This is a genomic window from Sorangium sp. So ce693 (genome assembly GCF_051521375.1).
GTDB classification, from domain to species: domain Bacteria; phylum Myxococcota_A; class Polyangia; order Polyangiales; family Polyangiaceae; genus Sorangium; species Sorangium atrum.
Window position 1 is genome coordinate 11309929 of record NZ_CP150347.1, and the last position, 24895, is coordinate 11334823.

Annotated in this window: 18 protein-coding genes; 10 read left to right on the forward strand and 8 right to left on the reverse strand. The window is 70.2% G+C overall.

What is annotated here, in order from left to right:
- Window positions 1-44: 44 nt before the first annotated feature.
- Entirely contained in the window at window positions 45-1001 is a 957-nt protein-coding gene (locus WMF14_RS42165) for a hypothetical protein (RefSeq protein ID WP_437796045.1), read from the reverse strand.
- 170 nt (window positions 1002-1171) lie between these two features.
- A complete protein-coding gene (locus tag WMF14_RS42170) occupies window positions 1172-2152 on the reverse strand; it encodes a LysR family transcriptional regulator (RefSeq protein WP_437796047.1) in 981 nt (326 codons plus the stop codon).
- A gap of 123 nt (window positions 2153-2275) precedes the next feature.
- Between WMF14_RS42170 and WMF14_RS42175 the strand changes: the two genes are divergently transcribed.
- The 8 genes from WMF14_RS42175 (at window position 2276) to WMF14_RS42210 (ending at window position 9437) form a co-directional block, all read left to right on the forward strand.
- Entirely contained in the window at window positions 2276-2596 is a 321-nt protein-coding gene (locus WMF14_RS42175; protein ID WP_437796050.1) for a putative quinol monooxygenase, read from the forward strand.
- Between the two features lie 63 nt (window positions 2597-2659).
- Window positions 2660-2959 (forward strand): hypothetical protein, encoded by a 300-nt coding sequence (locus WMF14_RS42180; protein ID WP_437796053.1) that lies wholly within the window; start codon window positions 2660-2662, stop codon window positions 2957-2959.
- A gap of 169 nt (window positions 2960-3128) precedes the next feature.
- Window positions 3129-4595 (forward strand): sensor histidine kinase, encoded by a 1467-nt coding sequence (locus tag WMF14_RS42185; protein WP_437796056.1) that lies wholly within the window; start codon window positions 3129-3131, stop codon window positions 4593-4595.
- Window positions 4592-5977 carry a sigma-54-dependent transcriptional regulator gene (locus tag WMF14_RS42190; protein ID WP_272102252.1) on the forward strand — a complete coding sequence of 462 codons (1386 nt, stop codon included), beginning with the start codon at window positions 4592-4594 and terminating at the stop codon, window positions 5975-5977. Before WMF14_RS42185 ends, WMF14_RS42190 begins: the two co-directional genes overlap by 4 nt.
- A gap of 240 nt (window positions 5978-6217) precedes the next feature.
- The gene (locus tag WMF14_RS42195) at window positions 6218-6886 is read left to right on the forward strand and encodes a UPF0158 family protein (protein ID WP_437796059.1); all 669 of its coding nucleotides are present in this window, start codon (window positions 6218-6220) and stop codon (window positions 6884-6886) included.
- 23 nt (window positions 6887-6909) lie between these two features.
- Window positions 6910-7548 carry an OmpA family protein gene (locus tag WMF14_RS42200; protein WP_437796062.1) on the forward strand — a complete coding sequence of 213 codons (639 nt, stop codon included), beginning with the start codon at window positions 6910-6912 and terminating at the stop codon, window positions 7546-7548.
- Between the two features lie 50 nt (window positions 7549-7598).
- A complete protein-coding gene (locus WMF14_RS42205; RefSeq protein ID WP_272102249.1) occupies window positions 7599-7985 on the forward strand; it encodes an AgmX/PglI C-terminal domain-containing protein in 387 nt (128 codons plus the stop codon).
- Window positions 7986-8195: 210 nt separating this feature from the next.
- Window positions 8196-9437 (forward strand): VWA domain-containing protein, encoded by a 1242-nt coding sequence (locus WMF14_RS42210; RefSeq protein ID WP_272102248.1) that lies wholly within the window; start codon window positions 8196-8198, stop codon window positions 9435-9437.
- Between the two features lie 930 nt (window positions 9438-10367).
- Here WMF14_RS42210 and WMF14_RS42215 read toward each other — a convergent pair.
- The 5 genes from WMF14_RS42215 to WMF14_RS42235 form a co-directional block, all read right to left on the reverse strand.
- Complete coding sequence (locus tag WMF14_RS42215; protein WP_437796067.1) at window positions 10368-12557, reverse strand: ATP-binding protein; 2190 nt, start codon at window positions 12555-12557, stop codon at window positions 10368-10370.
- 16 nt (window positions 12558-12573) lie between these two features.
- Window positions 12574-16905, reverse strand: a complete 4332-nt coding sequence (locus WMF14_RS42220; protein ID WP_437796070.1) for a HAMP domain-containing protein — start codon at window positions 16903-16905, stop codon at window positions 12574-12576.
- 113 nt (window positions 16906-17018) lie between these two features.
- Complete coding sequence (locus WMF14_RS42225; RefSeq protein WP_272102247.1) at window positions 17019-17459, reverse strand: response regulator; 441 nt, start codon at window positions 17457-17459, stop codon at window positions 17019-17021.
- Window positions 17456-19030, reverse strand: coding sequence for an ATP-binding protein (locus WMF14_RS42230; RefSeq protein ID WP_437796073.1), 1575 nt, complete (start codon window positions 19028-19030; stop codon window positions 17456-17458). Before WMF14_RS42230 ends, WMF14_RS42225 begins: the two co-directional genes overlap by 4 nt.
- A gap of 431 nt (window positions 19031-19461) precedes the next feature.
- Window positions 19462-19836, reverse strand: coding sequence for a winged helix-turn-helix transcriptional regulator (locus WMF14_RS42235; protein ID WP_437325617.1), 375 nt, complete (start codon window positions 19834-19836; stop codon window positions 19462-19464).
- A gap of 142 nt (window positions 19837-19978) precedes the next feature.
- On the opposite strand from WMF14_RS42235, the gene WMF14_RS42240 reads away from it, so the two are divergent.
- Together WMF14_RS42240 and WMF14_RS42245 are read left to right on the forward strand one after the other, a co-directional pair.
- Window positions 19979-21109: an alkene reductase gene (locus WMF14_RS42240; RefSeq protein ID WP_437796076.1), complete on the forward strand. Its 1131-nt coding sequence runs from the start codon at window positions 19979-19981 to the stop codon at window positions 21107-21109.
- Between the two features lie 184 nt (window positions 21110-21293).
- Window positions 21294-24263, forward strand: coding sequence for a HEAT repeat domain-containing protein (locus tag WMF14_RS42245; protein WP_437796079.1), 2970 nt, complete (start codon window positions 21294-21296; stop codon window positions 24261-24263).
- 149 nt (window positions 24264-24412) lie between these two features.
- On the opposite strand, the gene WMF14_RS42250 is transcribed toward WMF14_RS42245, so the two are convergent.
- Entirely contained in the window at window positions 24413-24835 is a 423-nt protein-coding gene (locus WMF14_RS42250) for a response regulator (RefSeq protein ID WP_272102242.1), read from the reverse strand.
- Window positions 24836-24895 lie beyond the last annotated feature (60 nt).

Genomic DNA, 24895 nt, shown 5'->3' on the forward strand with positions numbered 1-24895 from the left:
CGCCCTCGTCGCGCGGCCGGCCGAGCCAGCGTGGCTCGCTCGGCTCACTCGGCCCTGCCGGCCCGCGACCAGCCGCCGACGATGAGGTCCGGGTGCTCCGCCAGGAAGCTCTGCATGCCGGACGGCGGGGACGCCCACGCCGCGAGGCGCTCCGGCGCCTTCTTGGCGGGCACCACCGCCGAGCGCGTGTAGGAGCTCCACGCGCCGTCGCCGCAGGCATAACAGGCAGAGCGCGCGAGCTTCGCGGTCACCCGGAGCGCTCCCCGCGCGTCGTAGGCCGGCGCGATCTGCACGAGCTCCGGCGCATTCTCCTCTTGCCGGGCGGCCTCCGGGTCGTCCTCTTCCTCGTCGAGGAGCGCCTCGGCCTCGCCCTGCAGCGCCGGCACGCTGGACACCTCGGCGAGCAGATCGACGATCGCGCCCTTGTCGGCGTCCCACACCATGAACCCCACGCCCACGAAGCCGTGCGCGCCGCACGCGTCGCTGTACGTCCGCTCCTCGATGAACAGGTACGGCCCGACGCTCCCGATCGCCTCCGCCTCGTGCTGAATCACGTTGCTCCCGTCCGCGTCCGACGGCGCGATCACCTGCTGGCGCGCGCCTGTCCCGCGCAGCACGAGCTCCGCGCGGTGCGCGGTCCCCTCGCCCGGCTCGCGCGTCTCCCCGGGCCCGAACTCGCAGGCCGAGGTCTCCACCTTCACCTCGCTCACCTCCCAGCGCCACTCCCCTCGACCGGTCGCCACGACGATCCCGGGCTCCTCGCGGATCACCGCGCCTTCCTCGGTGAGGTGCCATGTCCGAGGCGGCCCATCGCCCGTGCGGCCCCAGACCAGGAGCGCCCCGCCGGGCGCAGTGTCCTCAGCGCCCTTGGACTCGGACGAACGCGGGGCAGGCGGGTGCGGAACCTTGATGGCAACGGGCAGGGCCGACTGCGGGCGGGCAGCGCAGCCGGAGATGAGCGCAAGCAAAGCGATCGACATGGCGAGTCGGGAGCACGGCATGCCGGCCTAAACAGCACGGCGCATGCCGCGGAGCGCCGCCCGGAAAACCCACACCGCGCCGAAGGCCGGTGTCGCCGCGGACCCACGCCGCGTGGCAGGCCAACCCCATCACGATCGGCCTGGACCAGCGCCTGGCGAAGGAGCTCGCGCTGCACCTCAGGAGCAGGTCCTCAGCCGCCTTCGCCCAGCCCCGCGACCGGCTCGCACGCGACGGCGCGCTCGATGGCGGCGCGAAGCCAGCTGTGGCCCTCGTCGCCCTCGGAGCGTTCCGGCCAGACGAGCGTCAAGGTGTAACCCCTGGCCTCGAGCGGACACGGCCGCACCACGAGATCGAGCTTCCGGGCCAGCGCCACGGCGACCCGCGCAGACACGGTGAGCAGCAGGTCAGAGCCGGAGAGGATGAACGGAGCGACGAGGAAATGCGACACGGTCAGGGTCACCCGACGACGCAGCCCCCGCGCCGCCAGCTCCTGATCGATGACGTTGTGGTCCTCTCCGTGCGGCGAGATCATCAGGTGCTCGCAGGCAGCGTAGCGCGCCGCCGTGAGCGCCTTCCGGGAGGCCGGGTGGCCCCGCCGCATCAGGCAGACGAGCTGCTCGGCCGCGAGCTGCGTGGACCGGCATCCGTCGGGCACCGGCCCGCCGCGCCCCAGCTTGGCGTCGAGCTCGCCACGGCGCAGGAGCTCGGCGAAATCCGGCGGGATGTTGCGGCACCGCAGGTTGACGTGCGGCGCCTCGGCGGCGAGGATCCTTGTCAACGGCGGGAGCACGAGCAGCTCCAGGTTGTCGGTCGCGACGAGCCGGAACGTGCGGGTCGAGCGCCTCGGGTCGAACCGCTCGGCCTGGCCGAAGACGTGCTCGAGCCGCTCGACGGCCTCGGCGGCTCTCGGCAAAAGGTCCCGCGCTCGCTCGCTCAACGTCATCTTTCTGCCCACCTGGACGAGCAACGGATCCCCGAAATGGGCGCGCAGCCGTGAAAGCGCGTGGCTCATCGAGGGCTGCGTCACGCCCACCCGGCGCGCAGCGCGCGTGACGCTCCTCTCCTGGAGCAAAGCGTGCAAGGCCACGACAAGGTGGGTGTCCACCGACTGCAAACGCATGGTCGATGGATAGTACGCCGACCCATAGACATCGTCTATGAATCGGCTCACCGACTGTCGATTCGACGCTCGATCCGCCGGCGCGTATCTCTGGTCCCCGGACGGCTCATGCTGCCGCACGGCGCCCCCAGGTGCCGCCGCACAACCCCTCAGGCCCCCAACCAGGAAGCTGCCATGATCATCGAGTACATTCGCTACACCATCCCCGCAGAGCAGGAGCAGGCGTTCCTGTCCGCTTATCGCGCTGCAGCCACGGAGCTGCGCGGCTCCGTGCATTGCCTCGACTACGAGATCGCCCGATGCACCGAGGAGCCGACGAGCTTCGTCGTCCGCATCCGCTGGGACTCGCTGGAAGGCCACCTCCAGGGGTTTCGCAAGGAGGCTTCGTTCCCGTCATTCTTCGCCAAGGTGAAGCCCTTCTTCGAAAACATCCAGGAGATGAGGCACTACGCCTTGACCGATGTCGCCGGCGCGGGGGGCCGCCCTGGCGGCTGAACGCGCGCGCGTACGACGCGGGCTCTCCTGGTCTCACGCAGGCCATCGTGCGATGCTCCGTCGGTGACGCGGAAGATCGCATTGGTCCGGGCGCGCTGGCCTCTCGCGGCGCTCCTCATGCTCCTCGCGGCGGGCGCCGCGCTCGCCGCCTGCTCCAGGGTCACCGGCGCGCCGAAGGGCCGCGAGGCAGCGCCGGAGCGCGACAGCGCCTGCGCGGATCCAGCGAAGCCGAAGGCGTACTTCTATCCTGCGGAGAACCGGACGGACTACGCGCCTGACGACCCCTGGAAAGACGGCTGCGCCATGCTGGTGCCAGATCACCTGTTCTGCTGCCCAGCGAAGGCGCCCGCCGCGCCGCGGTAACAGGTCCTACCGAAGCGGCCCACCAGGCTCCGCAGGGCAACGCGCTCCGACGGCCCGCGTGGCCCGCGCGCGGGCCACCGCCGGTGCCGCAAAATGCGGCATGTCGTACTTTGCGGCGGCGTCGAGCGGCGATGGTTCGCCGCGCTCCACCTGCGCTACGACGTCGGGCATGAAGCTGGCGCGCAAGCTGACGCTCGCCCTGGTGTTCGGCGTTTTCCTTGTGCTCGCGCTGAGCGCCTACGTGCAGATCCGCAGAGAGGCCAAGACCTTCGAGAACGATGTCCAGCGGGACCATCACGCGATGGGCCGCGCGCTGGCCGCCGCCATCACGGGGGTGTGGCGTACGGAAGGGCCCGCGCGGGCGCTGCGCCTTGTCGAGGACGCCAACGAGCGCGAGAGACAGGTGGACCTCCGGTGGGTCTGGCTCGACGAGCAGGCGGATGACGCCCATCGGCCCCAGCTCGCGCCGGAGCTGCTCGTCCCCGTCTCGCGAGGGGAGGCGGTCGTGCACAGGCTCCCTCGTGAAGACGCGGACGTGCTCGTCACGTGCGTGCCGGTGCCGGTGCCGGTGACCGGCGACCGCGTCGGCGCGCTGGAGCTCTCCGAGTCGCTGGCGGGAGCCCGCCGCACCACCCACGGCATGATCCTGAACACGGCGGTCACGACGGCCGCCCTGACGCTGGTATGCGGGTTGCTCGCGACGTCCCTCGGAGTCGGGCTGGTGGGACGTCCCATGCGAACGTTGATCGAACAGGCGCGGCGGATCGGCGCCGGCGATCTCTCCCGGCGCCTGTCGCTGCGCCAGGAGGACGAGATCGGCGAGCTCGGACGGGAGATGGATGCGATGTGTGACCGCCTCGCCGCGGCGAACCGAAAGCTCGAGTCCGAGGCCGTCGCGCGGCTCGCCGCGCTCCAGCAGCTCCGCCACGCCGAGCGGCTCGCTACCGTCGGCAAGCTCGCGTCCGGGATCGCACATGAGCTGGGAGCGCCCCTCCAGGTCATCGTGGGGCGCGCGCGCATGCTGGTGGACGGGGACGTCACAGGAGAGGAGGTGCCGGCCAACGGGCAGATCATCCTCGAGCAGTCACAGCGGATGACCCAGATCATCCGCCAGCTGCTCGATTTCGCCCGGCGCCGCAGCGCAGAGAAGCAGGAGACCCCGCTGAGGAGCGTCATTCACAGCACGTTCGTCATGCTGAGGCCGCTGGCCGAGAAGCAGGGCGTCACGATGGTCCAGGAAGGGGACACACCGGAGCTGGTCGTCCACGCAGACGCCGAGCAGCTCCAGCAGGCGCTCACCAACGTGGTGGTCAACGCGATCCAGGCCATGCCGTCCGGCGGCACGTTGGCCGTGGGCCTCCGGGCGGAGCGCGCCAGTCCCCCGGCCGACCAGGGAGGGGCCGAGGGGGATTATGTCGCGCTGTCCGTTCGTGACGAGGGGCAGGGCATACCGGCCGACGTCCTGGAGCACATCTTCGAGCCGTTCTTCACGACCAAGCCCGTGGGCGAAGGGACCGGGCTCGGCCTGTCCGTCGCCTACGGCATCATCAAGGAGCACGGCGGCTGGATCCACGTCGACAGCCGGGCGGGCTCGGGGAGCCGCTTCACCATGATGCTGCCGCGGGGGAACTCATGACAGGGCGCGTCCTGATCGTCGACGACGAGCGCGGCGTCTGCGAGCTCCTCGACGCCGGGCTCAAGAAGCGCGGGTTCCGGACGGCATGGCGGACGTCGGCCGCAGAGGCGTTCGAGCTCCTCGGCGTGGAGGATTTCGACGTCGTGATCACCGACATGACCATGCGCGGCATGAGCGGCCTCGATCTCTGCGAGCGGATCGTCGAGAACAGGCCCGATCTCCCGGTCATCGTCATCACCGCGTTCGGGAGCCTCGACACCGCCACGTCCGCCATCCGCGCCGGCGCGTACGACTTCGTGACCAAGCCGTTCGAGCTCGAGGCGCTCCGGCTCACCGTGGAGCGCGCCCTGCGCCACCGCGCCCTCCGCGAGGAGGTGCGCCGCCTGCGGCGCGCCGTCGCCGACGCCCACGGGTACGAGCAGATCCTCAGCGGCAGCCCGGTGATGAGGAGCGTATTCGATCTGCTCGATCGCATCGCCGACTCGGACACGTCGATCCTCATCACGGGAGAGAGCGGGACCGGCAAGGAGCTCGTCGCCCGCGCCGTGCACCAGCGCAGCCGGCGGAGCGAGGGCGCGTTCGTGGCGGTCAATTGCGCTGCGGTCCCGGACGCCCTCCTCGAGAGCGAGCTCTTCGGCCACGCGCGAGGCGCGTTCACCGACGCCAAGGGGGCCAGGAGCGGCCTGTTCGCGCGGGCCCACGGCGGGACCCTGTTCCTCGACGAGATCGGCGAGCTGCCGATCGGGCTCCAGCCGAAGCTCCTGCGCGCCCTCCAGGAGCGCGTCGTCCGGCCCGTCGGCGCCGACGAGGAGCTCCCGGTGGATGTCCGGCTCATCGCCGCGACGAACCGCGACCTCGAGACCGCGATCGAAGAGCGCCGTTTCCGCGAGGATCTCTACTACCGGATCAACGTGGTTCACGTCGACCTGCCGCCGCTCCGCTCCCGCGGCGCCGACGTGCTGCTGCTCGCGCAGCATTTCCTTGAGCACTTCGCGACCGTCAAGGCGAGGCCCATCCAGGGACTCTCGGCGCCCGCCGCGGAGAAGCTCATGGCCTATGCGTGGCCCGGCAACGTGCGCGAGCTCCAGAACTGCATCGAGAGGGCGGTCGCGCTCGCTCGGTACGATCACATCACCGTTGACGACCTGCCCGAGAAGATCCGGACCTACCGGCGCTCCCACGTCCTTGTCTCGAGCGACGACCCGACCGAGCTCGTCCCCATGGAGGAGGTCGAGCGGCGCTACATCCTGCGCGTCCTGGAGGTGGTCGGCGGCAACAAGAGCCAGGCGGCGCAGATCCTGGGCTTCGACCGGGCGACCCTCTATCGGAAGCTCGAGCGGTACGGCATGCGCGGAGGACGCTCGAGCGACCCGAAGCCGTGATACGCCCGGCGGCCCCGCCGCCGCGCGCGCTCGACCCGGGCCCGCCCCGAGCTCCCGCGCCCGGGCCGAGCGCGCTGCGACCTCCCAGGGGGCCGCGAGGCGCGCGACTCCCCTCCTCATCGACCTGTCGCACAACGCGACACCCGCAGCTGCCTGCGGAAAACATGCTCTCGGGCGCCCCGCGCAGGCGCGTGCGTCCTGCACGCCTGGCATGGGAGCTGCCTACAGGCCGGGCTCGCAATGTGCACCACCACGCCGGAGTCCACTGCTGCGAACCGGAGAATCCCTGTCGACTGGAACGCTCTCGCGAACGCCTTCGACAACACCGCTGAGCACATCCGCTATTTCCTTCACCTCGAGACAGGCGCCGTGATCCGGTTGGTCGACGGGCTCGCCGACCCGGACACGTGCGCGCGCATCGAGGCGGATCCGCGCTGCGTGCGCGTCGAGGCCATCGGCGCGCGGGAGCAATACGGATGGCTGGAGGCGTTCATCCCGACGGTCGACGACCTCGAGCTCCAGGTGACGCTCCTGCATTCCCTCCAGGGCCGGGGATCGTTTCGGCGGTTCAAGGCCGTGCTCTCTGGCAGGCCAGAGCAGCTACGACGCTGGCGCGTCTTCCGGCTCGCGCAAATCCGTGCAAGCATCGTCGCGTGGTTTCACACCCGCGGTCTGATACCGGCTTCGTTCGAGCATGCGTGGCCCAGCGAAAGCGCTGAGCCGAGGAGATCTCACGCCGCCGACTCGGCTCGTCGGCGGCTCCACGCGGCGGCGAGCGCCCTCGCGCCCGGCGATCTCCACGCGCTCACGTCGCTCGCCGAGTTCCTGCGCGCGACGCGCTCCGGCGCGCCGATTCCCGCGGTTTCATCGAGGGGCGACGGAGAGCGCCCCGGTGGCCTGGGCCCGTGACAGCGGGCCATGGAGACGTGATCATGAATGAGTTCGACGATAAACGAGATGTGACGAGCCGCCCGAGCCCCCGCTGGCTCGTCGCGCGGCGCAGCGCGCGGCGGGCCACGGGCTTCGGGCCCTGGGTCGCCGCCGCCGCGCTCACGGCGGTGGGCCTGGGCCCCATCGCCTGCGGCGGCGTCACCACGTTCGAAGGAGGGAAGGCGCTCGCCGTCGTGGGCCGGCCGCCCGCGCCGCCCCCGCCGCCCGCGCCCCCGCCGGAGCGCGTGGTCGTGACGGACGACAAGATCATCATCAACGAGAAGATCCAGTTCGAATACGACCAGGCGACGATCCGGTCGGAGTCACACAGCTTGCTGGACGAGGTCGTCAGTACGATCAAGAAGCACACGCACATCAAGAAGATCGCCATCGAGGGTCACGCGAGCGCCGAGGGATCGGACGACCATAACCTGAAGCTCTCGGATCGCCGCGCGAAAGCCGTGATGAAGTACCTCGTCGACCACGGGATCGCCGCCGGCATGCTCACCGCCAAGGGCTTCGGCAAGTCGAAGCCCATCGCGGACAACGACACGCCGGAGGGGCGCGAGAAGAACCGTCGCGTCGAGTTCAACATCGTCGAGCAGGACACCGCGCAGAAGACCGCGGACGCCGGCAAATGAACGCTGGTCCGAAACCGAGCCGCAAGGGCGCTCCCCGCAAGGAGGCGAGCATGAAGAAGTTGTTTTCGGGTCTCACCATGATGGTTCTGGCGAGCGCGTCCGCGGGCTGCTCCTTCGCCGTGCGGAACGCCGAGATGTACCGCGACGATACGGCAGCGCTGCTCGAGACGAGGCGCGACGAGATCAGCGCTTGTTATGACGCAGAGCTCGCGCGGAACCCCCGCGCGCAGGGCAAGGTCACCGTCGCTTTCACGGTGCTCGAGGACAGCGGCCGCATCACGAACGTCGCCGTCGATCCCGCCGGCACCACCGCGTCGGACGACGTGGCGAGCTGCGTCGTGAAGTCGATCGACGGGCTCGTCCTCACCCCGCCGGACGAGAAGCAAGGAAAGGGGAAGTTCGTCTGGGAGTTCACCGTCGGGGCTCCGAAGGCGTAGCGCCGGCACGCCGGCGGAGCGCGGCGGCGCCGCCGCGCTCCGCCGCGCCGTCCTCCTTGTGCCCCGCGGCCACGCCCCCTATCCTGCCGCTGTGCGGCACGCACGCACCGCGCTCGCGGCCGCTCGCTGCTCGCGCCACAGGGCGGCTCATCGGGCTTCCGCCAAACAGGCTCTCTGGAGAGCTCGCGACCCCTCCGACACCCCACAGCGATGAGCGCCCGCACCCCCAAGAAAGCCCCTCCGCCCCCCTCCCCCGCCGGTGCGACGGACGACCTCACCGACGGCGATCGCGACGCCCTCCTGCGCTGGCGGCTCGCGCTAGGGCCCGAGGCCGAGCGCGTCGATCCCCGCCTCTCCCTGGGCGGCCTCGGCGGCGCGGCATCCGCGCTCCACGTCGACCCGCGGCGGCTCGGCGACCTCGATAAGGCCCTCTCGTTCATCTACGACGAGCGCGCCGGCAACCTGGGCGGCTCGCGGCCGTACGTCCCCGAGTGGCTCTCCGCGGTGCGCGAGTTCTTCAGCCACGACATCGTCGCGCTCGTCCAGAAGGACGCCATCGAGAAACGAGGGCTGACGCAGCTCCTCTTCGAGCCCGAGACGCTGCCCTTCCTCGAGAAGAACGTCGAGCTCGTCGCCACGCTCATGAGCGCGAAGGGCCTCATCCCCGACGCCGCCCGGGAGACCGCCCGGCAGATCGTGCGTGAGGTCGTCGAGGAGGTGCGGCGCGCGCTGGAGTCCGAGATCCGCACCGCCGTCCTCGGCGCCCTGCGGCGGAACACGACGAGCCCGCTCCGCGTCCTCAGGAACCTCGACTGGAAGCGCACCATCCGCAAGAACCTCAGAGGATGGGACGCGGAGCAGCGCCGCCTCGTCCCGGACAAGCTCTATTTCTGGGCGAACCAGACGCGGAGACACGAGTGGGACGTCGCGATCCTCGTCGACCAGTCGGGCTCCATGGGCGAGAGCGTCGTCTACAGCTCCATCATGGCCGCGATCTTCGCGTCCCTCGACGTCCTCCGCACTCGGCTCCTCTTCTTCGATACAGAGGTCGTCGACGTGACTCCGATGCTCGTCGATCCGGTCGACGTGCTGTTCACGGCGCAGCTCGGCGGCGGCACCGACATCAACCGCGCGGTGGCCTACGCTCAGGCGAACTTCATCGAGCGACCCGAGAAGACGCTGTTCATCCTGATCACCGACCTGTTCGAGGGCGGCAACGCCGAGGAGCTCGTCGCCCGCATGCGCCAGCTCGCCGACAGCAAGGTGAAGTCGATCTGCCTCCTCGCGCTGTCCGACAGCGGCAAACCCTCGTACGACCACGACATGGCGCAGAAGCTCGCTGCCCTCGGGACCCCCTGCTTCGGCTGCACCCCGAAGCTCCTCGTCAAGGTGGTAGAGCGGCTCATGCGAGGTCAGGACCTCGGCCCGCTGCTCGACGCCGAGGCGCGCTGAGCGCCTGGGCGAGGGCACAAAACCACGGAGGCACAGAGGACACAGAGGTTCTTTTCCTTCCTCTGCGTCGTCTGTGCCTCCGTGGCCCCTCGCTCCCCCCGCCTCTGGTACACGCGCCGCAGAGCGGCGGTCACCCGCACAGGAGACGGGCCCAGATCGGCGTTTTCGGCGCGGAAGCGCACTCCAGTGCGCTGAGCACCGAAAACGTCGAGATGGGCCCGTCTCCGAAGCGGGTGACCGCCGCTCCTGTCACCGCGCGCGGCGGGTCGCCTTCGCCGAGCGCTCGTCCGTCCGCCGGGCGGCGGCGCGCTTCCGGGACGTGGCGCCCCGGGCAGCGCTCGCAGAGACCCGCCGACGGGCCCCGGCCGCGCGAACCACCTCTTCCAGAGAGGGTGTCTTGACCAGAAGGGGACCCGCGCTGCTCTCGGCGCTGATCGAGGGGCCAACTAGGCTGATAGAAAGTTTCACTTGAACTACCGATAGATGTTGCGGACTGATCACGTCGCTCGGCGAGGGCTCATCACCTATAAACTGTTTTGATCTTTTACGCAGCGTCGCAGTGCGGAGATCACGAGCCCTGAGCGCCCGTCCGGACGTGAACTTGTCCACCCGGGAGATCCACTCGCCTTCCGCCTCTCACGGCGGATGCACGCATGCACCACGGAGGCACGAAGGCACGGGTCTGGGTTCGCTCCGTGCCTCCGTGTCTCCGTGGTGATCGGCGAGGGACTGCCCCCGGGTGTCGCACCGGGCGCTCTGTCACGAGCTTGTTGCACGATGCAGGCCAACGATGGCCGGATGCCGGCGTCGCCGCTTTTCACGGGGGGACCGTGAGCCGCCTTTCACGGTTGAAACCACCGGTTGCAACGGTGGCGCAGCGCGACCGCAGCCCTGCCCCACGGACGGCAGGTGAGCTCAGGAGAGCGCCTCTCAGCCGGCGGGACCGGTCAACGACGATCCAGGGCGCTCGCCCAGGGGCCCGGACGGACCAGCCGCTCGGGGCGGGAGCGGCAACGCCACCTGGAATCTGGCCCCCATGCCCGGGGCGCTCTCCACCTGGATGCTGCCGCCGTGAGCCCTCAGGATCTGGTCCACGATGTACAGGCCGACACCCAGCCCGCCATACGAGCTGGTCGGCGCCGCGCGCTCGAAGCGCCCGAAGATGCGGGCGATGTACTCCTGAGCGATCCCGATGCCCTGATCTGCCACCTGGAGCACCGCGGACCGCCCATCCACCGAGATGCGCACCTGGATCGGCTTGCCCCGCCCGTATTTGATGGCGTTCATGAGCAGGTTGGTGATCACCTGATCGATCCGCAGGCGGTCCCACCGGCCGACCGCGGTCAACGGCATGTCCAGATCGAGCGTGCAGCCGGCCCGCTCCAGCTCGGCTTCGAGGCGGCCCGCCACCTCGCGCGCCACGTCGCACAGATCCACGTCATCGAGGCTGAGCTCGAGGTGGCCGCTGTTGATGCGCGCCACGTCGAGCAGCGTGTCGATGAGCCGCGTGAGCCGCTCGATCTGCCCGCCGGCCTGGGTGAGCTTCGCCAGCACCTGATCCGCCGGCAGCCCGCCGTCCGCCCGGTGGAGGGCGCGCGTGAGGCCCTGGACCTGGAGCACCAGCGCGCTGAGCGGCGTCCTCAGCTCGTGCGAGGCGACCGCCACGAAATCCTCGCGGATCTGCACGGCTTCGCGCGTCATCCGCAGCAGCCGGGCGTTCTCGAGGCAGAGCGCCGCGCGCTGCGCGACGTCGAGGGCGACCGCGAAGTCGGGCGGCTCGAAGCGCTCGCCCGGCTCGACCCACACCATGCTGAGCGCCCCGAGCACCTCGCCGCGCGTGACGAGCGGCACGCACAGGTAGCTGCTGGCGCCGATCTCCTGGATCACGGCGCGATCGTCGATGTCGAGCGCCACGGCGACGTCGCGCGGAGCGCACTCGACGCGCAGGTCGGGGCGGCCGGTCGTGAGCACCGCGCCGACGCCCTCCGCGGTCAAGGCGAGCTCCCTCGGGCCGAACCGATCCATGAACCGCGCCCCGTCGCGGGCCCGATGAGCGGCCGCGAGCCTGCGCGCGCCGCCGTCGTCCCGCAGGTCGAGCACGCACCAGGAGCAGATGCGCTCCGCGGCGACGCGCACGAGGGCCGTCGCGACGCTGTGCTCGTCGAGCGACGCCGAGAACGAGCTCGACGCCTCCGCGAGGATCTCCGAGCGGCGCACCGCGGCCTCGGCCTCCGCGCGGGCCGCCCGCTCGCGCGTCAGGAGGTGCAGGCGCTCCTGCTCGTGGCGCTTGCCGTCGTCGATGTCCGTGAAGCTGCCGAGCCAGGCGACCACCCGCTTCCAGACGTCCCGCTCCGGCACCGCCCGGCACAGGTGCCACCGGTAAGCGCCGTGGATCGACCTGAGGCGACACTCGCCCTGAAAGGGCTCGCCCGACTCCAGGCAGCGCCGCCACTTGCTGACGAACTGGTTCAGATCGTTCGGGTGCACAGCGGCCTGCCAGCCCCAGCCGCGGAGCGCCTCGAACGCGAGCCCCGTGTACTCCAGCCAGCGCGAGCTCACGTAGTCGATGCCGCCGTCGAGCTTCGCCGTGAAGACGCACTGCGGGATGGCGTCGGCCAGGTTCTGGTACCTCGCCTGCGCGGCGCGCCGGAGGTCCTCGACCTCGGCGTCGCGCCGCCGCTGCTCGGCCTGGCGCAGGAGCTCCGCCTGCTCCTTGATCTGCTCGCCGCGCCGGTGGAGCTCGACGAACACGGCGACCTTCGCCTGGACGACCTCCGGCTCGAGCGGCTTCAGGAGGTAGTCGACGCCGCCCACGGCGTACGCCCTGTAAATGGCCGCGAGATCGTCCGTCGCCCCCGTCAGGAAGATGATCGGCGTGTGGCGCGACCGCTCCCGCTGCTTCACGAGCGAGGCGACCTCGAAGCCGTCGATGTCGGGCAGCCGCACGTCGAGCAGGATGACCGCGAAATCCTCGGACAGGATCCTGAGGAGCGCGTCCTTCCCGCTCGCGGCGGTCACGAGGCGGTAACTCTCGTCGGCCAGGATCGCCCTGAGCGCCGTCAGGTTCTCCGGCTGATCGTCGACAAGGAGAATGCTGGTCGTCGCAGGCGCGGTGGACACGGTGCGGCTCCGTAGCTCAATCCGGCCGCACCCAGTGCAGGATCGTCGACATGAGTCGCCCCTCGTCCACCGGCTTGGCCACGAAATCGTTCAGGCCGGCGTCCAGGCACTTCTGTCGATCTTCCGGCATCGCCTTGGCCGTCACCGCGATGATCGGCAGCTCGTTGAAGCGGGGATCGCTCCGGATCTCCCGCGTCGCCTCGTAGCCGTCGAGCTCGGGCATCATGATGTCCATGAGGACAATATCGATGGGCGAATCGGCGTCGCGCAAGATTTCGATACCGTGCCTTGCGTTCTCGGCCAGGACCACGTGCGCCCCGCGCCGCTCGAGCAGGCTCGTGATGGCGAAGACGTTGCGCGCGTCATCGTCGATGACAAGCACGCTGCGCCCCGCGAGCGCGACCGAGGAGGCGCCGTTCGTGAGGAGCGGCGCGACCGGCTCGGTCAGCTCGGCGCGCGCCGGCCTCGTCGCCTTCTGCTCCGTCCGCTCCGCAGGCAGGTACAGGGTGAACTTGCTGCCGAGCCCGGGCGTGCTGTTCAGCGAGATCTCCCCGCCGAGCAGGCTGGCCAGCTCCCGGCTGATCGTCAGGCCGAGCCCTGTGCCGCCGTAGGTGCGGCTGGTCGACGCGTCGGCCTGCTGGAACGCGTCGAAGATGAGCGTCTGCTTCTCCGCCGGGATGCCGATCCCCGTGTCGGTGACGGCGAACGCCACGACGGTCTTCGCCTTGATGAGCGTCTCCCGCTTGAACGTGAGCGCCTTGCTGGCCACCTCGATCTCGAGCGAGATCCGCCCGGACGACGTGAACTTGAACGCGTTGGACAGCAGGTTCTTCAGGATCTGCTGGAGCCGCTGCAGATCCGTCATGATCCCCGCGGGGACGCCGGTCGCGACCCGGACCCAGAACTCGAGCTCCTTCTGCTCGGCGATCTGCCGGAAGCTCCGCTCGACGTACTCGGCCAGCTCGGAGAGCAGCACCCGCTGGGTCTTCACGTCGATCTTGCCGGCCTCGATCTTCGAGAGGTCGAGGATCTCGTTGATGAGCTGCAGGAGGTCCTGCCCCGCCGCGGCGATCGTCTTTGCGTACTCGACCTGCTTCGACGTGAGCGTGTGCTCCTCGTTGTCCGCGAGGATCCTGGCGAGGATGAGCAGGCTGTTCAGCGGGGTGCGCAGCTCGTGCGACATGTTCGCGAGGAACTCGGACTTGTACTTCGACGTGCGCGACAGCTCCCTCGCCTTCTCCTCCAGAGAGGCGCTGGCGCGCGCGATCTCGCGGTTCTTGATCTCGAGCTCCGACGCCTTCTCCTCCAGCTCCTGCGACCGCGAGCCGAGCTCGGTGTTGGACCTCTGGAGCTCCTGGAGCAGCTCCTCCGTCCTCATGCTGGCGCCGATCATGTTGAACACGACGCCGATCGACTGCGTGAGCTGCTCGAGGAACGTGAGGTGGATGGGCGTGAAGTTCTGGAAGCTCGCCAGCTCGATGACCGCCTTGAGGCCGCCCTCGAAGAGCACCGGCAGGACGCAGATGTTGCGCGGCGGCGCGTCGCCGAGGCCCGAGCTCACCCGGATGTAGTCGTCCGGGAGATCGGTGACGACGATGCTCTTCTTCTCCAGGCCGCACTGCCCGACGAGCCCCTCGCCCAGCGCGAACCGGTTGGAGATGCCCTTGCGCTTCTGGAACGCGTAGCTCGACGTGAGCTTGAGCGCCGGGTACTTCTCCTCCGACTCGAGCACATAGAAGGCCCCGTGCTGCGCCGACACGAGCGGCGTCACCTCGGACATGATGAGGCGAGAGAGCGCCTCGATCGTCCGCTGCCCGGCCATCATCCCGGAGAAGCGCGCCAGGTTCGTCTTCAGCCAGTCCTGCTCCTGGTTGGCGCGCGTCGTGTCCCGCAGGTTCGAGATCATCTGGTTGATGTTGTCCTTCAGCTGGAGGACCTCGCCCTGCGCCTCGACCGAGATGGCCCGCGTGAGGTCGCCCTTCGTCACGGCGGTCGCGACCTCGGCGATGGCGCGCACCTGCGTGGTGAGGTTGCCCGCGAGCTGGTTCACGTTGTCGGTGAGGTCCCTCCACGTGCCGGCCGCGCCGGGCACCTTGGCCTGGCCGCCGAGCTTGCCCTCGATGCCGACCTCGCGCGCGACCGTGGTCACCTGCTCGGCGAACACGCGGAGCGTGTAGGTCATGTCGTTGATGGTGTCCGCCAGCGACGCGATCTCGCCCTTGGCCTCCAGGGCGAGCTTCTGGCGGAGGTCGCCGTTCGCGACCGCGGTCACGACCTTGGCGATGCCGCGCACCTGCGAGGTGAGGTTCGAGGCCATGACGTTGACGTTCTCCGTCAGGTCCTTCCACGTGCCGGAGACCCCGGGCACCTGCGCCTGGCCGCCGAGCTTGCCCTCGGTGCCTACCTCGCGCGCGACGCGCGTCACCTCCGCGGCGAACGCGCGCAGCTGATCGACCATCTTGTTGATGGTGTCCTTCAGCTCGAGGATCTCCCCCTTCGCCTCGACCGTGATCTTCTGGGACAGGTCGCCGCTCGCGACCGCCTTCGTGACGAGGGCGATGTTGCGCACCTGGTTCGTCAGGTTGCCCGCGAGCTGGTTCACGTTGTCGGTGAGGTCCTTCCACGTGCCGGCGACGCCCGGCACCTGCGCCTGGCCGCCGAGCTTGCCGTCCGTGCCTACCTCGCGCGCGACGCGCGTCACCTCCGCGGCGAACGCGCGCAGCTGATCGACCATCTTGTTGATGGTGTCCTTCAGCTCGAGGATCTCCCCCTTCGCCTCGACCGCGATCTTCTGGGACAGGTCGCCGCTCGCGACCGCCTTCGTGACGAGGGCGATGTTGCGCACCTGGTTCGTCAGGTTGCCCGCGAGGACATTCACGTTGTCCGTGAGGTCCTTCCACGTCCCGCTGACGCCGCGCACCTCCGCCTGCGCGCCCAGCTTGCCCTCCGTGCCTACCTCGCGCGCGACGCGCGTCACCTCCGACGCGAACGCGCGCAGCTGCTCCACCATCTTGTTGATGGTGTCCTTCAGCTCGAGGATCTCCCCCTTCGCCTCGGCGGTGATCTTCTGAGAGAGATCGCCCTTGGCGACGGCCGTCGTGACGAGGGCGATGTTGCGCACCTGGTTCGTCAGGTTGCCGGCGAGCTGGTTCACGTTGTCGGTGAGGTCCTTCCACGTGCCGGCGACGCCCGGCACCTGCGCCTGGCCGCCGAGCTTGCCGTCCGTGCCTACCTCGCGCGCGACGCGCGTCACCTCCGCGGCGAACGTCCGGAGCTGCTCCACCATCTTGTTGATGGTGTTCTTCAGCTCGAGGATCTCCCCCTTCGCCTCGACCGTGATCTGCTTCGACAGGTCGCCGTTCGCCACCGCCGTCGTCACGACCGCGATGTTGCGGACCTGGTTCGTCAGGTTGCCCGCGAGGACATTCACGTTGTCCGTGAGGTCCTTCCACGTCCCGCTGACGCCGCGCACCTCCGCCTGCGCGCCCAGCTTGCCCTCCGTGCCTACCTCGCGCGCGACGCGCGTCACCTCCGACGCGAACGCGCGCAGCTGCTCCACCATCTTGTTGATGGTGTTCTTCAGCTCGAGGATCTCCCCCTTCGCCTCGACCGTGATCTGCTTCGACAGGTCGCCGTTCGCCACCGCCGTCGTCACGACCGCGATGTTGCGCACCTGGTTCGTCAGGTTGCCCGCGAGGACATTCACGTTGTCCGTGAGGTCCTTCCACGTCCCGCTGACGCCGCGCACCTCCGCCTGCGCGCCCAGCTTGCCCTCCGTGCCTACCTCGCGCGCGACGCGCGTCACCTCCGACGCGAACGCGCGCAGCTGCTCCACCATCTTGTTGATGGTGTTCTTCAGCTCGAGGATCTCCCCCTTCGCCTCGACCGTGATCTGCTTCGACAGGTCGCCGTTCGCCACCGCCGTCGTCACGACCGCGATGTTGCGCACCTGGTTCGTCAGGTTGCCCGCGAGGACATTCACGTTGTCCGTGAGGTCCTTCCACGTCCCGCTGACGCCCTGCACCTCGGCCTGCGCGCCCAGCTTGCCCTCGGTGCCTACCTCGCGCGCCACGCGCGTGATCTCCGAGCCGACGGTCTGCAGCTGCTGGACGACGTCGTTCACCTCATCGGCGATCTGACCGATCGTCCCCGGCACCTCGCCGATGCCGACGCGCGCGGAGAAGTTGCCGGCCTTCACCGCCTTGAGCACCTCCAGCACCGCCTGGAGCTGCATCTCCCGCACATCCAGGTGGCTCCCGTTGGCGCCGCGCTTGCGGGGCGGCGACTTCTTGCTCGCCCCGCTCCCGTGCTTGTCCTTCGAGGTCGCCGCGATGTTGTTCGATTGCATGACCACCTTCCTGACGACGATAGCGCGCCTGGAGTGCTTGTTCCCGTTTCAGGTGTTCAGGCCTCGTCGATGCCGGGGAGCTCGGCGTCATGAGACCCTGGAGTACCGCCGTTTCACGACTTGCCGCGGCGCAATACTTCTGCGACTTGCCGCTGGAGACGAGCATGCTCGATATCGCGAGCGCGACGCTCGAGCGCGCGTCGCATGCGAGAGCTTAGCTCATCGGAGCGGAAAGGTTTGGAGAGGTAGTCGGAGGCGCCGACGCGGAGGGCGCGCATCCCGGTCTCGACGGAGCCGAACGCGGTGATCGCGATGATCGCCAGCGACGGATCTTGCTTCTTCGCCCGCGCGATCAGCTCGATGCCGTCCATCCCCGGCATGCGGATGTCGGTGATCAGCAGGTCGAAGTCCCCCGACGGCAGCAGGCCGAGGCCCGACATCGCATCGGCCACGTGCGTCGCCTGGTAGCCGTGGTCCTTGGCGATGTCAACGACGAACCGGCCGAGATCATCGTCGTCTTCGACAACCAACACGCTCGGTGAGCTCAGACTCATGCTTTCTGCCCTTCCTCTTTACCCCCTCTACTTGACTCCGAGCTCGCTTCCGCGCTCGCCGGTGAATCGGACGCGATCGCGGGCAAGGTGATCCTGAAGCGCGCCCCGCCTGTCGCCGAGGCGGCGGTCTCCACCGAGCCGCCGGCTTCCTCGACGATCCCACGGACGATCGCGAGCCCGAGCCCGCTCCCGCCGCCGGCCGCCTTCGTCGTGAAGAACGGGTCGAAGATCCGGTGCAGATCCTCGGCGGGGATCCCCGGCCCCGCGTCGGCGACCTCGAAGCAGACGACGCTAGAGCCCGCTGGACCATCGCACTCGGGCAGGACGCTCACCACGAGCTCGCCGCCGCGGGATTGGGCCTCGACGGCGTTCAGGCACAGATTGAACACGACCTGAAACAGACGATCGGAGTCGAGGGCGACGCGCACCCTGGCGGCGCCCTCGACCGGGCACAGGACGCTCGGCTCGATGCCGCGCCTCCTGCACTCCGGGCCCAGGAAAGCGACCACATCGTCGATGACGCGCCGGAGATCGCTGTCCGCCTGCTGCGGTCTCGGCGGCCGAGCGAGGGAGACGAGGCGAGAGACGACGCGCGTGATCCGCTCGGATTGCCGCGCGATGGTCTCCAGCTCGGCGCGCAGGTGCTCTGGGCAGCCGGGCAGGTCGGCCGCGCGGCGCGCGCGGCCATGGATCACGTTCAGCGGCGATCCGATCTCGTGGCCGAGCGAGGTCGCCACCTGCCCCGCGGCGGCGAGCGCCTGCGCCTGCTGCAGCTTGCGCTCCCCGTTCACGCGCGCCGCCTCCTCCCGCACCGCGCGCTCCCGCGCCTCGCGGAGAGAACAGGTCATCGTGTTGAAGGCGCTCGCCAGGCGAGAGAGCTCCTCGGCGCCCCGCTCGGGCACGGCCGCGTCCAGATCGCCGCTCGCGACGCGCTCGGCCCCGGCGAGGATGGCGCGCGCGGGGAGCGCGACCGTGAAGCGCCCGACGAGCCCGGCGACGACCGCGCTGACCAGCAGCAGCACGACGCCGGTCACCGCGAGGCCGTGGTTCAACGTCCTCTCCAGCACCTCGACGTAGTGACGATCGCGCACAAGGACGGCGACCAGGGGCTGATTGGCGCTGCTCGGCCGGATGTAAACCGTGCGGAGCAGCACGGATTGCTCGGCCAGGCTGCCGGCCTCCTCGATGTCGCCGCCTTCGAGGAACGCCCGGCGCGCGAGCTGCTCGAGGCGCTCCGCCTCGTGCTCGACTCCCTTCGTGATGAAGATCGCCTCACCTTCCCTGGTGAACGCGGCGATGCCGAGGATGCGCTCGGCGCTCGCGAAGTCCTCTGCCCTCCGCCGGACGAGCGCGACGTCCCTGCGCTGCAGCGCGCTCTCGACGAACGCCTGGAGCAGGGTGGCGTAGTTGCGGAGCTCCGCCGTGGCCTCCTCCCGCAGGACCTGCTTGCGGTGCGCCGACGCGAAGATGCCATACAGCAGGATGGCCATCGCGATGGGGAGGACGAGAGACAACCAGAACTGGTGCGCGAGCCTCATCCCCCCCGGTCGGCGCTGGTGCTGCAGTACCATACGGCGATCCACCGCGACCCCCAGGGGACGCCCTCGCGTTGACGCTTCGCGTTGTCGCGGGGTGCGTCTTCGTATTTGGCGAGCTCATCCGCGTCGTTCGGCGCGCTGCAGCGTACTTTCGTACGCCTCGCTCGCCGGCCTAACGGCTGAGCTCGTATCCCACGAATCTGCACCCCATTTTATCAGCCACCGAGATGCGAAGCCCTCGAATTACATCACCATTCCACCGGAGCGGCAAGCGCAACCTCGAGATCGACAGAGGCGCTCATCTCGCTACCTTGCCGCTACCTCGCCGCACGAGCGCTCGGCGTCAGGTATTGCCTGAGCGCTGCTCAGGAGCGGGCGGACTCCTTCGTGACATCCGTCACGCGACCTGCGTGGACGCTACGTGGATGACGTGGATGACGCCCGCGCGCGCTTCGCCGCGGTCGTCACCGTGCCGCCCGCGCCGCGCGCGCGCCGCGCTTCGCCCCTCCGCCGCGCGCCGCGCTCACCGCGAGCCGCTCTCCCCACCGCGAGATCGCCTGCGCCACCTCGCCGAATCCCCGCCCGGCGTCGGTCAGCTCGTACTCCACGCGCACAGGGGGCCCCGGCAGGACGCGCCGCACCACGAGGCCCAGCGCCTCGAGCTCCTTCAGCCGGCTGGAGAGCATCCGATCGCTGATCGCGTCGAGCCGCTCGCCGATCTCGCCGAAGCGCAGCGCCCCCTCCTCGAGCGTCGCAATGATGAGCCCGTTCCAGGGCTTCGCGAGCACGTCCATCGCGACCTGAAACTTCTCGCAGAGGTGCTGGCACGCGTGCTTCATGTGTCGTCCCAGACACCAGCATGACCTGTTCACTTCCAAAAGGGAAGTAACTTGACATCGTGCAGTGCAGATTCATGATGCTCGCCGAACGGATGCCACTTCCCTTTCGGAAGCTACATCTTCTTTGCAAGGAGCATCGATCGTGACCACCGCCAAAGACCTGCTCTTCAGCCCCTTCGCGCTCGGCCCCCTCTCGCTGCCGAACCGCCTCGTGATGGCGCCGCTGACGCGCTGCCGCGCGGGCGAGGGCAATGTGCCGACCGAGCTCAACGCGCGGTACTACGAGCAGCGCTCCTCTGCGGGCTTCATCATCACCGAGGCGACGCAGGTCACCCCGGAGGGCGTGGGATATCTCCGCACACCTGGCATCCACACGGACGCGCAGGTCGCCGGGTGGCGGCTCGTGACGGACGCGATCCACCGGACGGGGGGGCGCGGCTTCCTTCAGCTCTGGCACGTCGGGCGGGCGTCGCACCCCTCGTTCCAGCCGAACCGGCAGGCGCCCGTCTCGTCCTCGGCCGTCGCGATCCGCAAGGGCCACGCGTACACGCCCGAGGGCCCGCAGCCGTACACCACCCCGCGCGCCCTGGAGACGGGCGAGATCGCCGGCGTGGTCGCGCGGTTCGAGGACGGCGCGCGCCGGGCCAAGGCCGCCGGCTTCGATGGAGTCGAGATCCACGCGGCGAACGGCTACCTCATCGACCAGTTCCTCCGGAACGGCGTGAACCAGAGGACGGATCGGTACGGCGGCTCGGTCGAGAACCGGGCGCGGTTCCTGCTCGAGATCACCGAGGCCGTGACCGGGGTGTTCGGCGCCGACCGGGTCGGCGTGCGGCTCTCGCCGCTGGCCGACTTCAACGACATGAGCGACTCCGATCCGAGGGCGCTCTTCGGCCACGTCGCCGCCGAGCTCTCGGCGCGCAAGGTCGTCTATCTGCACGTCGTGGAGCCGCTCTCGGGGCAGGCGCTCGGCGCCGCGGAGCGGGTGACGCCCCTGCTCCGCGAGCGGTTCCGCGGCGCCCTCGTCGTGAACGGCGGCTACACGCTGGAGACCGCGGAGGAAGCGCTGCGGACCGGCGCGGCGGATCTCGTCTCCTTCGGCGCGCCGTTCCTGGCCAACCCCGATCTTCCGGAGCGCCTGTCGCGCCGCGCGCCGCTCAACACGCCCGACGTCGCGACCTTCTACTCCGAGGGCCCGCGCGGCTACATCGACTACCCGCGCCTCGGCGAGGCCGCGGCGGAGCGCGCCGGCGCCGCCGCACAGCCGGCCTGACGGCCCGAGGGCCTGATCTCATGAGCCGATGGCCCGATCCGGGGGAGGCGGCCGGAGGCAGCGAGGAGCTCCCGCGCTACCGCCCGTGATAGGCTTCCAGGCCGATGCCGGCCGCCCATCCGCTGCTCCCGAACGACGAGATCCCCACGTCGCCGCGCCCGGCGCGCTCGCCCGCGGAGGCGCCGTGAGCGCGGCCCCGGGCGACGTGAAGCGCATCGGGGCCGGCGAGCTCCGGGCGTTCATCCAGGACGCGGGAGAGCTCAAGAAGGGCACGCTGCTCTACGACGGCGGGCAGCTCCTGAACCTCGCGCGCTACGAAAACAAGCTGTTCTGCGACGCCAAGGGCTCCGGAGCCTCGCCCTACAAGGTGTCGCTCGTCTACAGCGACGCGCCGGCGCCGGCGTTCAAGGGGCGCTGCTCCTGCCCGGCGCGGACCTTCAACACCGCGTTCTGTAAGCACGCGGCGGCGCTGCTCGTCGCGTGGGCGCGCGCGCCCGAGTCGTTCGCCGTGAGCGAGGCGGCGCCGCCGGGCGCGCCGGGCGGGGACACCGCGCGCAAGAGCGTGAAGAAGGGCAGCGCGAACGCGCAGGCCATGATGAAGTCCGGCGTCGAGCAGGTCGGCACGCTCGTGCGCGAGCTCGGCGTGTCCGGCGTCGCGACGATCGGGGGCGACCGCATCGAGCAGATGGAGAAGCTCGCCGAGGCGCTCCGGGAGAACCGTCTCCGGCGCCTCTCGGCGCGGACGCTCGACCTCGCCGCGCTGCTCCGCAGGCAGGCCGCGGGGGGCCGGCAGGCCAAAGGCGCTCCCCGCGGCGCGCTGCCGGCGGTCGCCTACGCCAACGTGATGGCCGATCTCCTGCTCACCGCCCGCAAGCTGGAGAAGCACCTCGCGGGCGAGCCGCTCGACGACCGCCACGTCGAGGAGCTCGTCGGCAAGACGTGGAAGGCGTCCGACAGGAAGCCCGCCGGGGACCTCACGCTCGTCGAGTACGCCTTCTCGACGCGGACGACGAGCGACGATTTCGTCATCCGGGAGAGCCGCTTCATCGACCTCGAGTCCGGCCGCCACTTCAGCGAGAAGCAGATCCTCCCGGTGTTCCTGGCGAAGCGGACCGAGCCGAAGCGGAGCTTCGCCGGCGAGGTGCTCGCCGGGGCGCGCGCGACGACCTACCCGGGCTACCCGCCGCTGCGCGTCGACTTCAGCGATCTCGGCGACAAGCGCCCGCTCGACGCCGGCGCCCTCGAGTCCGTGCTCGCGCGGGCGCTGCCCGACGTCGGCGCGGCGCTCGCGGCGCTCCAGGAGCACCGCAAGGACGTCTTCGCGCCCGACCTCGTGCCCGTGGCGGTGCTCACCGACACGCTCTTCGCGCGCGGCGCGCGGCTCTCGGCCGTCGACGACAAGGGGGAGGCGCTCCACCTGCCCGACGACCCGGCGCTCGAGGAGCGGCTCGCCGGCTCGCTCCGCGACGCGCGGCTCCGCGCGCTGCTCGGGGACGTCGGCATCGACGCCGCGCTGCCCACGCTGTGGCCGCTCGCCGCCGTCGTCGAGGGGCCGCTCGGCCTGGAGCTGCGCGCTGTCCTCGATCAGGGCGCCGAGCAGGGGAGCGCGGCGCGGGGCGGGCCGCTCGAGGGCTCCGCGTGGAACGCCGCCGCCCGCGAGGCGGGCGCCTCGCCCGCCGCCATCGCGCTCGGCGAGGTCCGCGAGGAGCTCGCCGAGGCGCTCGTCACGGGCCTGACCGGGCTCAGCGCGCGCGCGACGGACCCGCTGGCCGCGCGGCTGCGCGACCTCCGCCTCGAGAAGCAGGCCGCGCTGCTCCAGGCGCTGCCGCAGCGGCCCGAGCCGGCCGATCGGCTCGACGACTTCATCAAGCTCTACCAGGTGCTCGAGATGGCGCTCGTCCGCCTGGCCGGCGCGACGCAGATCGACCGCGCCTCGACCGAGCGCGTGCCGACCTACGAGAGCGTCGCCGTGGCGCGGCCCGACGAGGCGCTCTCCCCGGACGAGGTGGCGCGTCGGCGCGCGGCGGGCGCGATGAACCGCTACGTCGCCGCGGTCCACCACGCGCGCTACTACGCGGCGCTGCCGGCGAGCGAGCTCGTGGCGAACATCTTCCCGCTCTGGGCGGACGGCACCGCGACGCCGACCATCGCGAGGACGTTCGCGCCGCTCGGGGCGGAGGCGATCGCCGCCGCGGAGAAGGCGCTCACGGTGAAGGCGGGCCGCGTGGCGAAGCTGACGGCGGTGCGGGTGCTGCAGGCGGTCGTGCTGCACGGCGGCCCGGCCCGCGCCGAGGCCACGGCGATGCTCCGCAAGGTCGAGGAGCACGCGAAGGACGCCGGCCTGCGGGCGCTCGCCCGCGACGCGCTCGACGTGATCGACGTCGCGCACGCCACGCACGCCACACAGCCGGCCGGTCCGGGAGGCGACTGGGTGCGCGCGCGGCGCGCCGCGCGGCTCGGGCGCGTGCACGAGCTCGCGAAGACGCTGGGCGCCGCGCCGACCAAGGAGGAGCGGCTCGAGGCGCTGAAGGCGCTCTCCGAGCTGGGCGACCTCGCCGCGCTGCCGGCGCTCCGCCGCGCATTCTACGGGGACGTCGCCCGCGGCGTCCGCGAGGAGGCCGCCTACGCGCTGGCGCAGCTCGGCGACGTCGAGATGGTCGAGACCTTCGTCCGGATGCTGGCGAGCCGGAGCGAGAACGAGCAGGAGGCGAAGATCGCCGCGTACGCGCTCGGCTTCCTCGGCGACGTCCGCGGGCTGAGCGAGCTCCTCTCGGCCTACGCCGACGGCTACAAGCCCGGCATCGTGGCGGACGCGATCCGCGCGTTCGGCCCCGTGGCGCTCACGCCGCTCGTGGACCTCATCGAGGCCCGGCCGGAGCTCGCGAAGCGCGCGGCGGCGCTCGACGCGCTGAAGAAGATGGACGACGCCGCGGTGGCCGCCTGCCTCGTCGAGCGGATCGAGGCGCGGCGCGGCGACGCCGATCTCGCCGACAAGGCGCCGCTCTACCTGAAGCTCGCGGACGTGCACGCGCACAGCCGGCGCGAGGTCGCGACGGCGCTCATCGCGGCGCTCTCGAGCGCCCCCGGCAAGGAAGCGCAGGCGGCCGTCAAGGCGGCGCAGAAGGCGCTCGGCGTCGTCAAGCGCAGCAAGTAGCCGCGCTTCCCCGGGCCGCCTCCGCTCAACGCGCGACGCGCACGGGATCTCGGCGGACGCCTCCTCGGCCGACGCTCCGACCGCGTGTGTGCGCGCGCCGCGCGGGGCGCTCGCCGTCACGACAAGAACCAGAAAGACGATGTGTTTCGCTACGGTAGCTCCACAAGTCTCCAGTACTTGTTCAGCGCCGCCATGAGCTCGACGAAGCTGAGGAATGTGACCGGCTTGAGGAGATAGCCAGCGACGTTGAGGTTGTAGGCTCCCACCTTGTCGCGATCGTCGTTCGATGTGGTCAACACGACAACCGACGTGGCCCCGAGCTCTGGATCGGCCCGCAGCTCGCGCAGGAACTCGATCCCGTTCATCTTGGGCATGTTCAGGTCGAGCAGGATGAGGCGCCGCTCCACCGGGACGACGCCGCTGCGCAGCATCTCGAGGGCCTCGACGCCGTTCCCGGCGACCCAGAGGGGATTCGAGATATTGTTCCGCTTGAACGCCCGGCGGACGTTCATCACGTCGACGTCGTCGTCTTCGACGAGGAGGATGTTCAAGAGTTTTTCTTCGACGTCCATTGTCTCCTAGCTTCTCATTGGCGAGACGGACGCGAACGTCAACTCCTGTCGAGGCGGCCG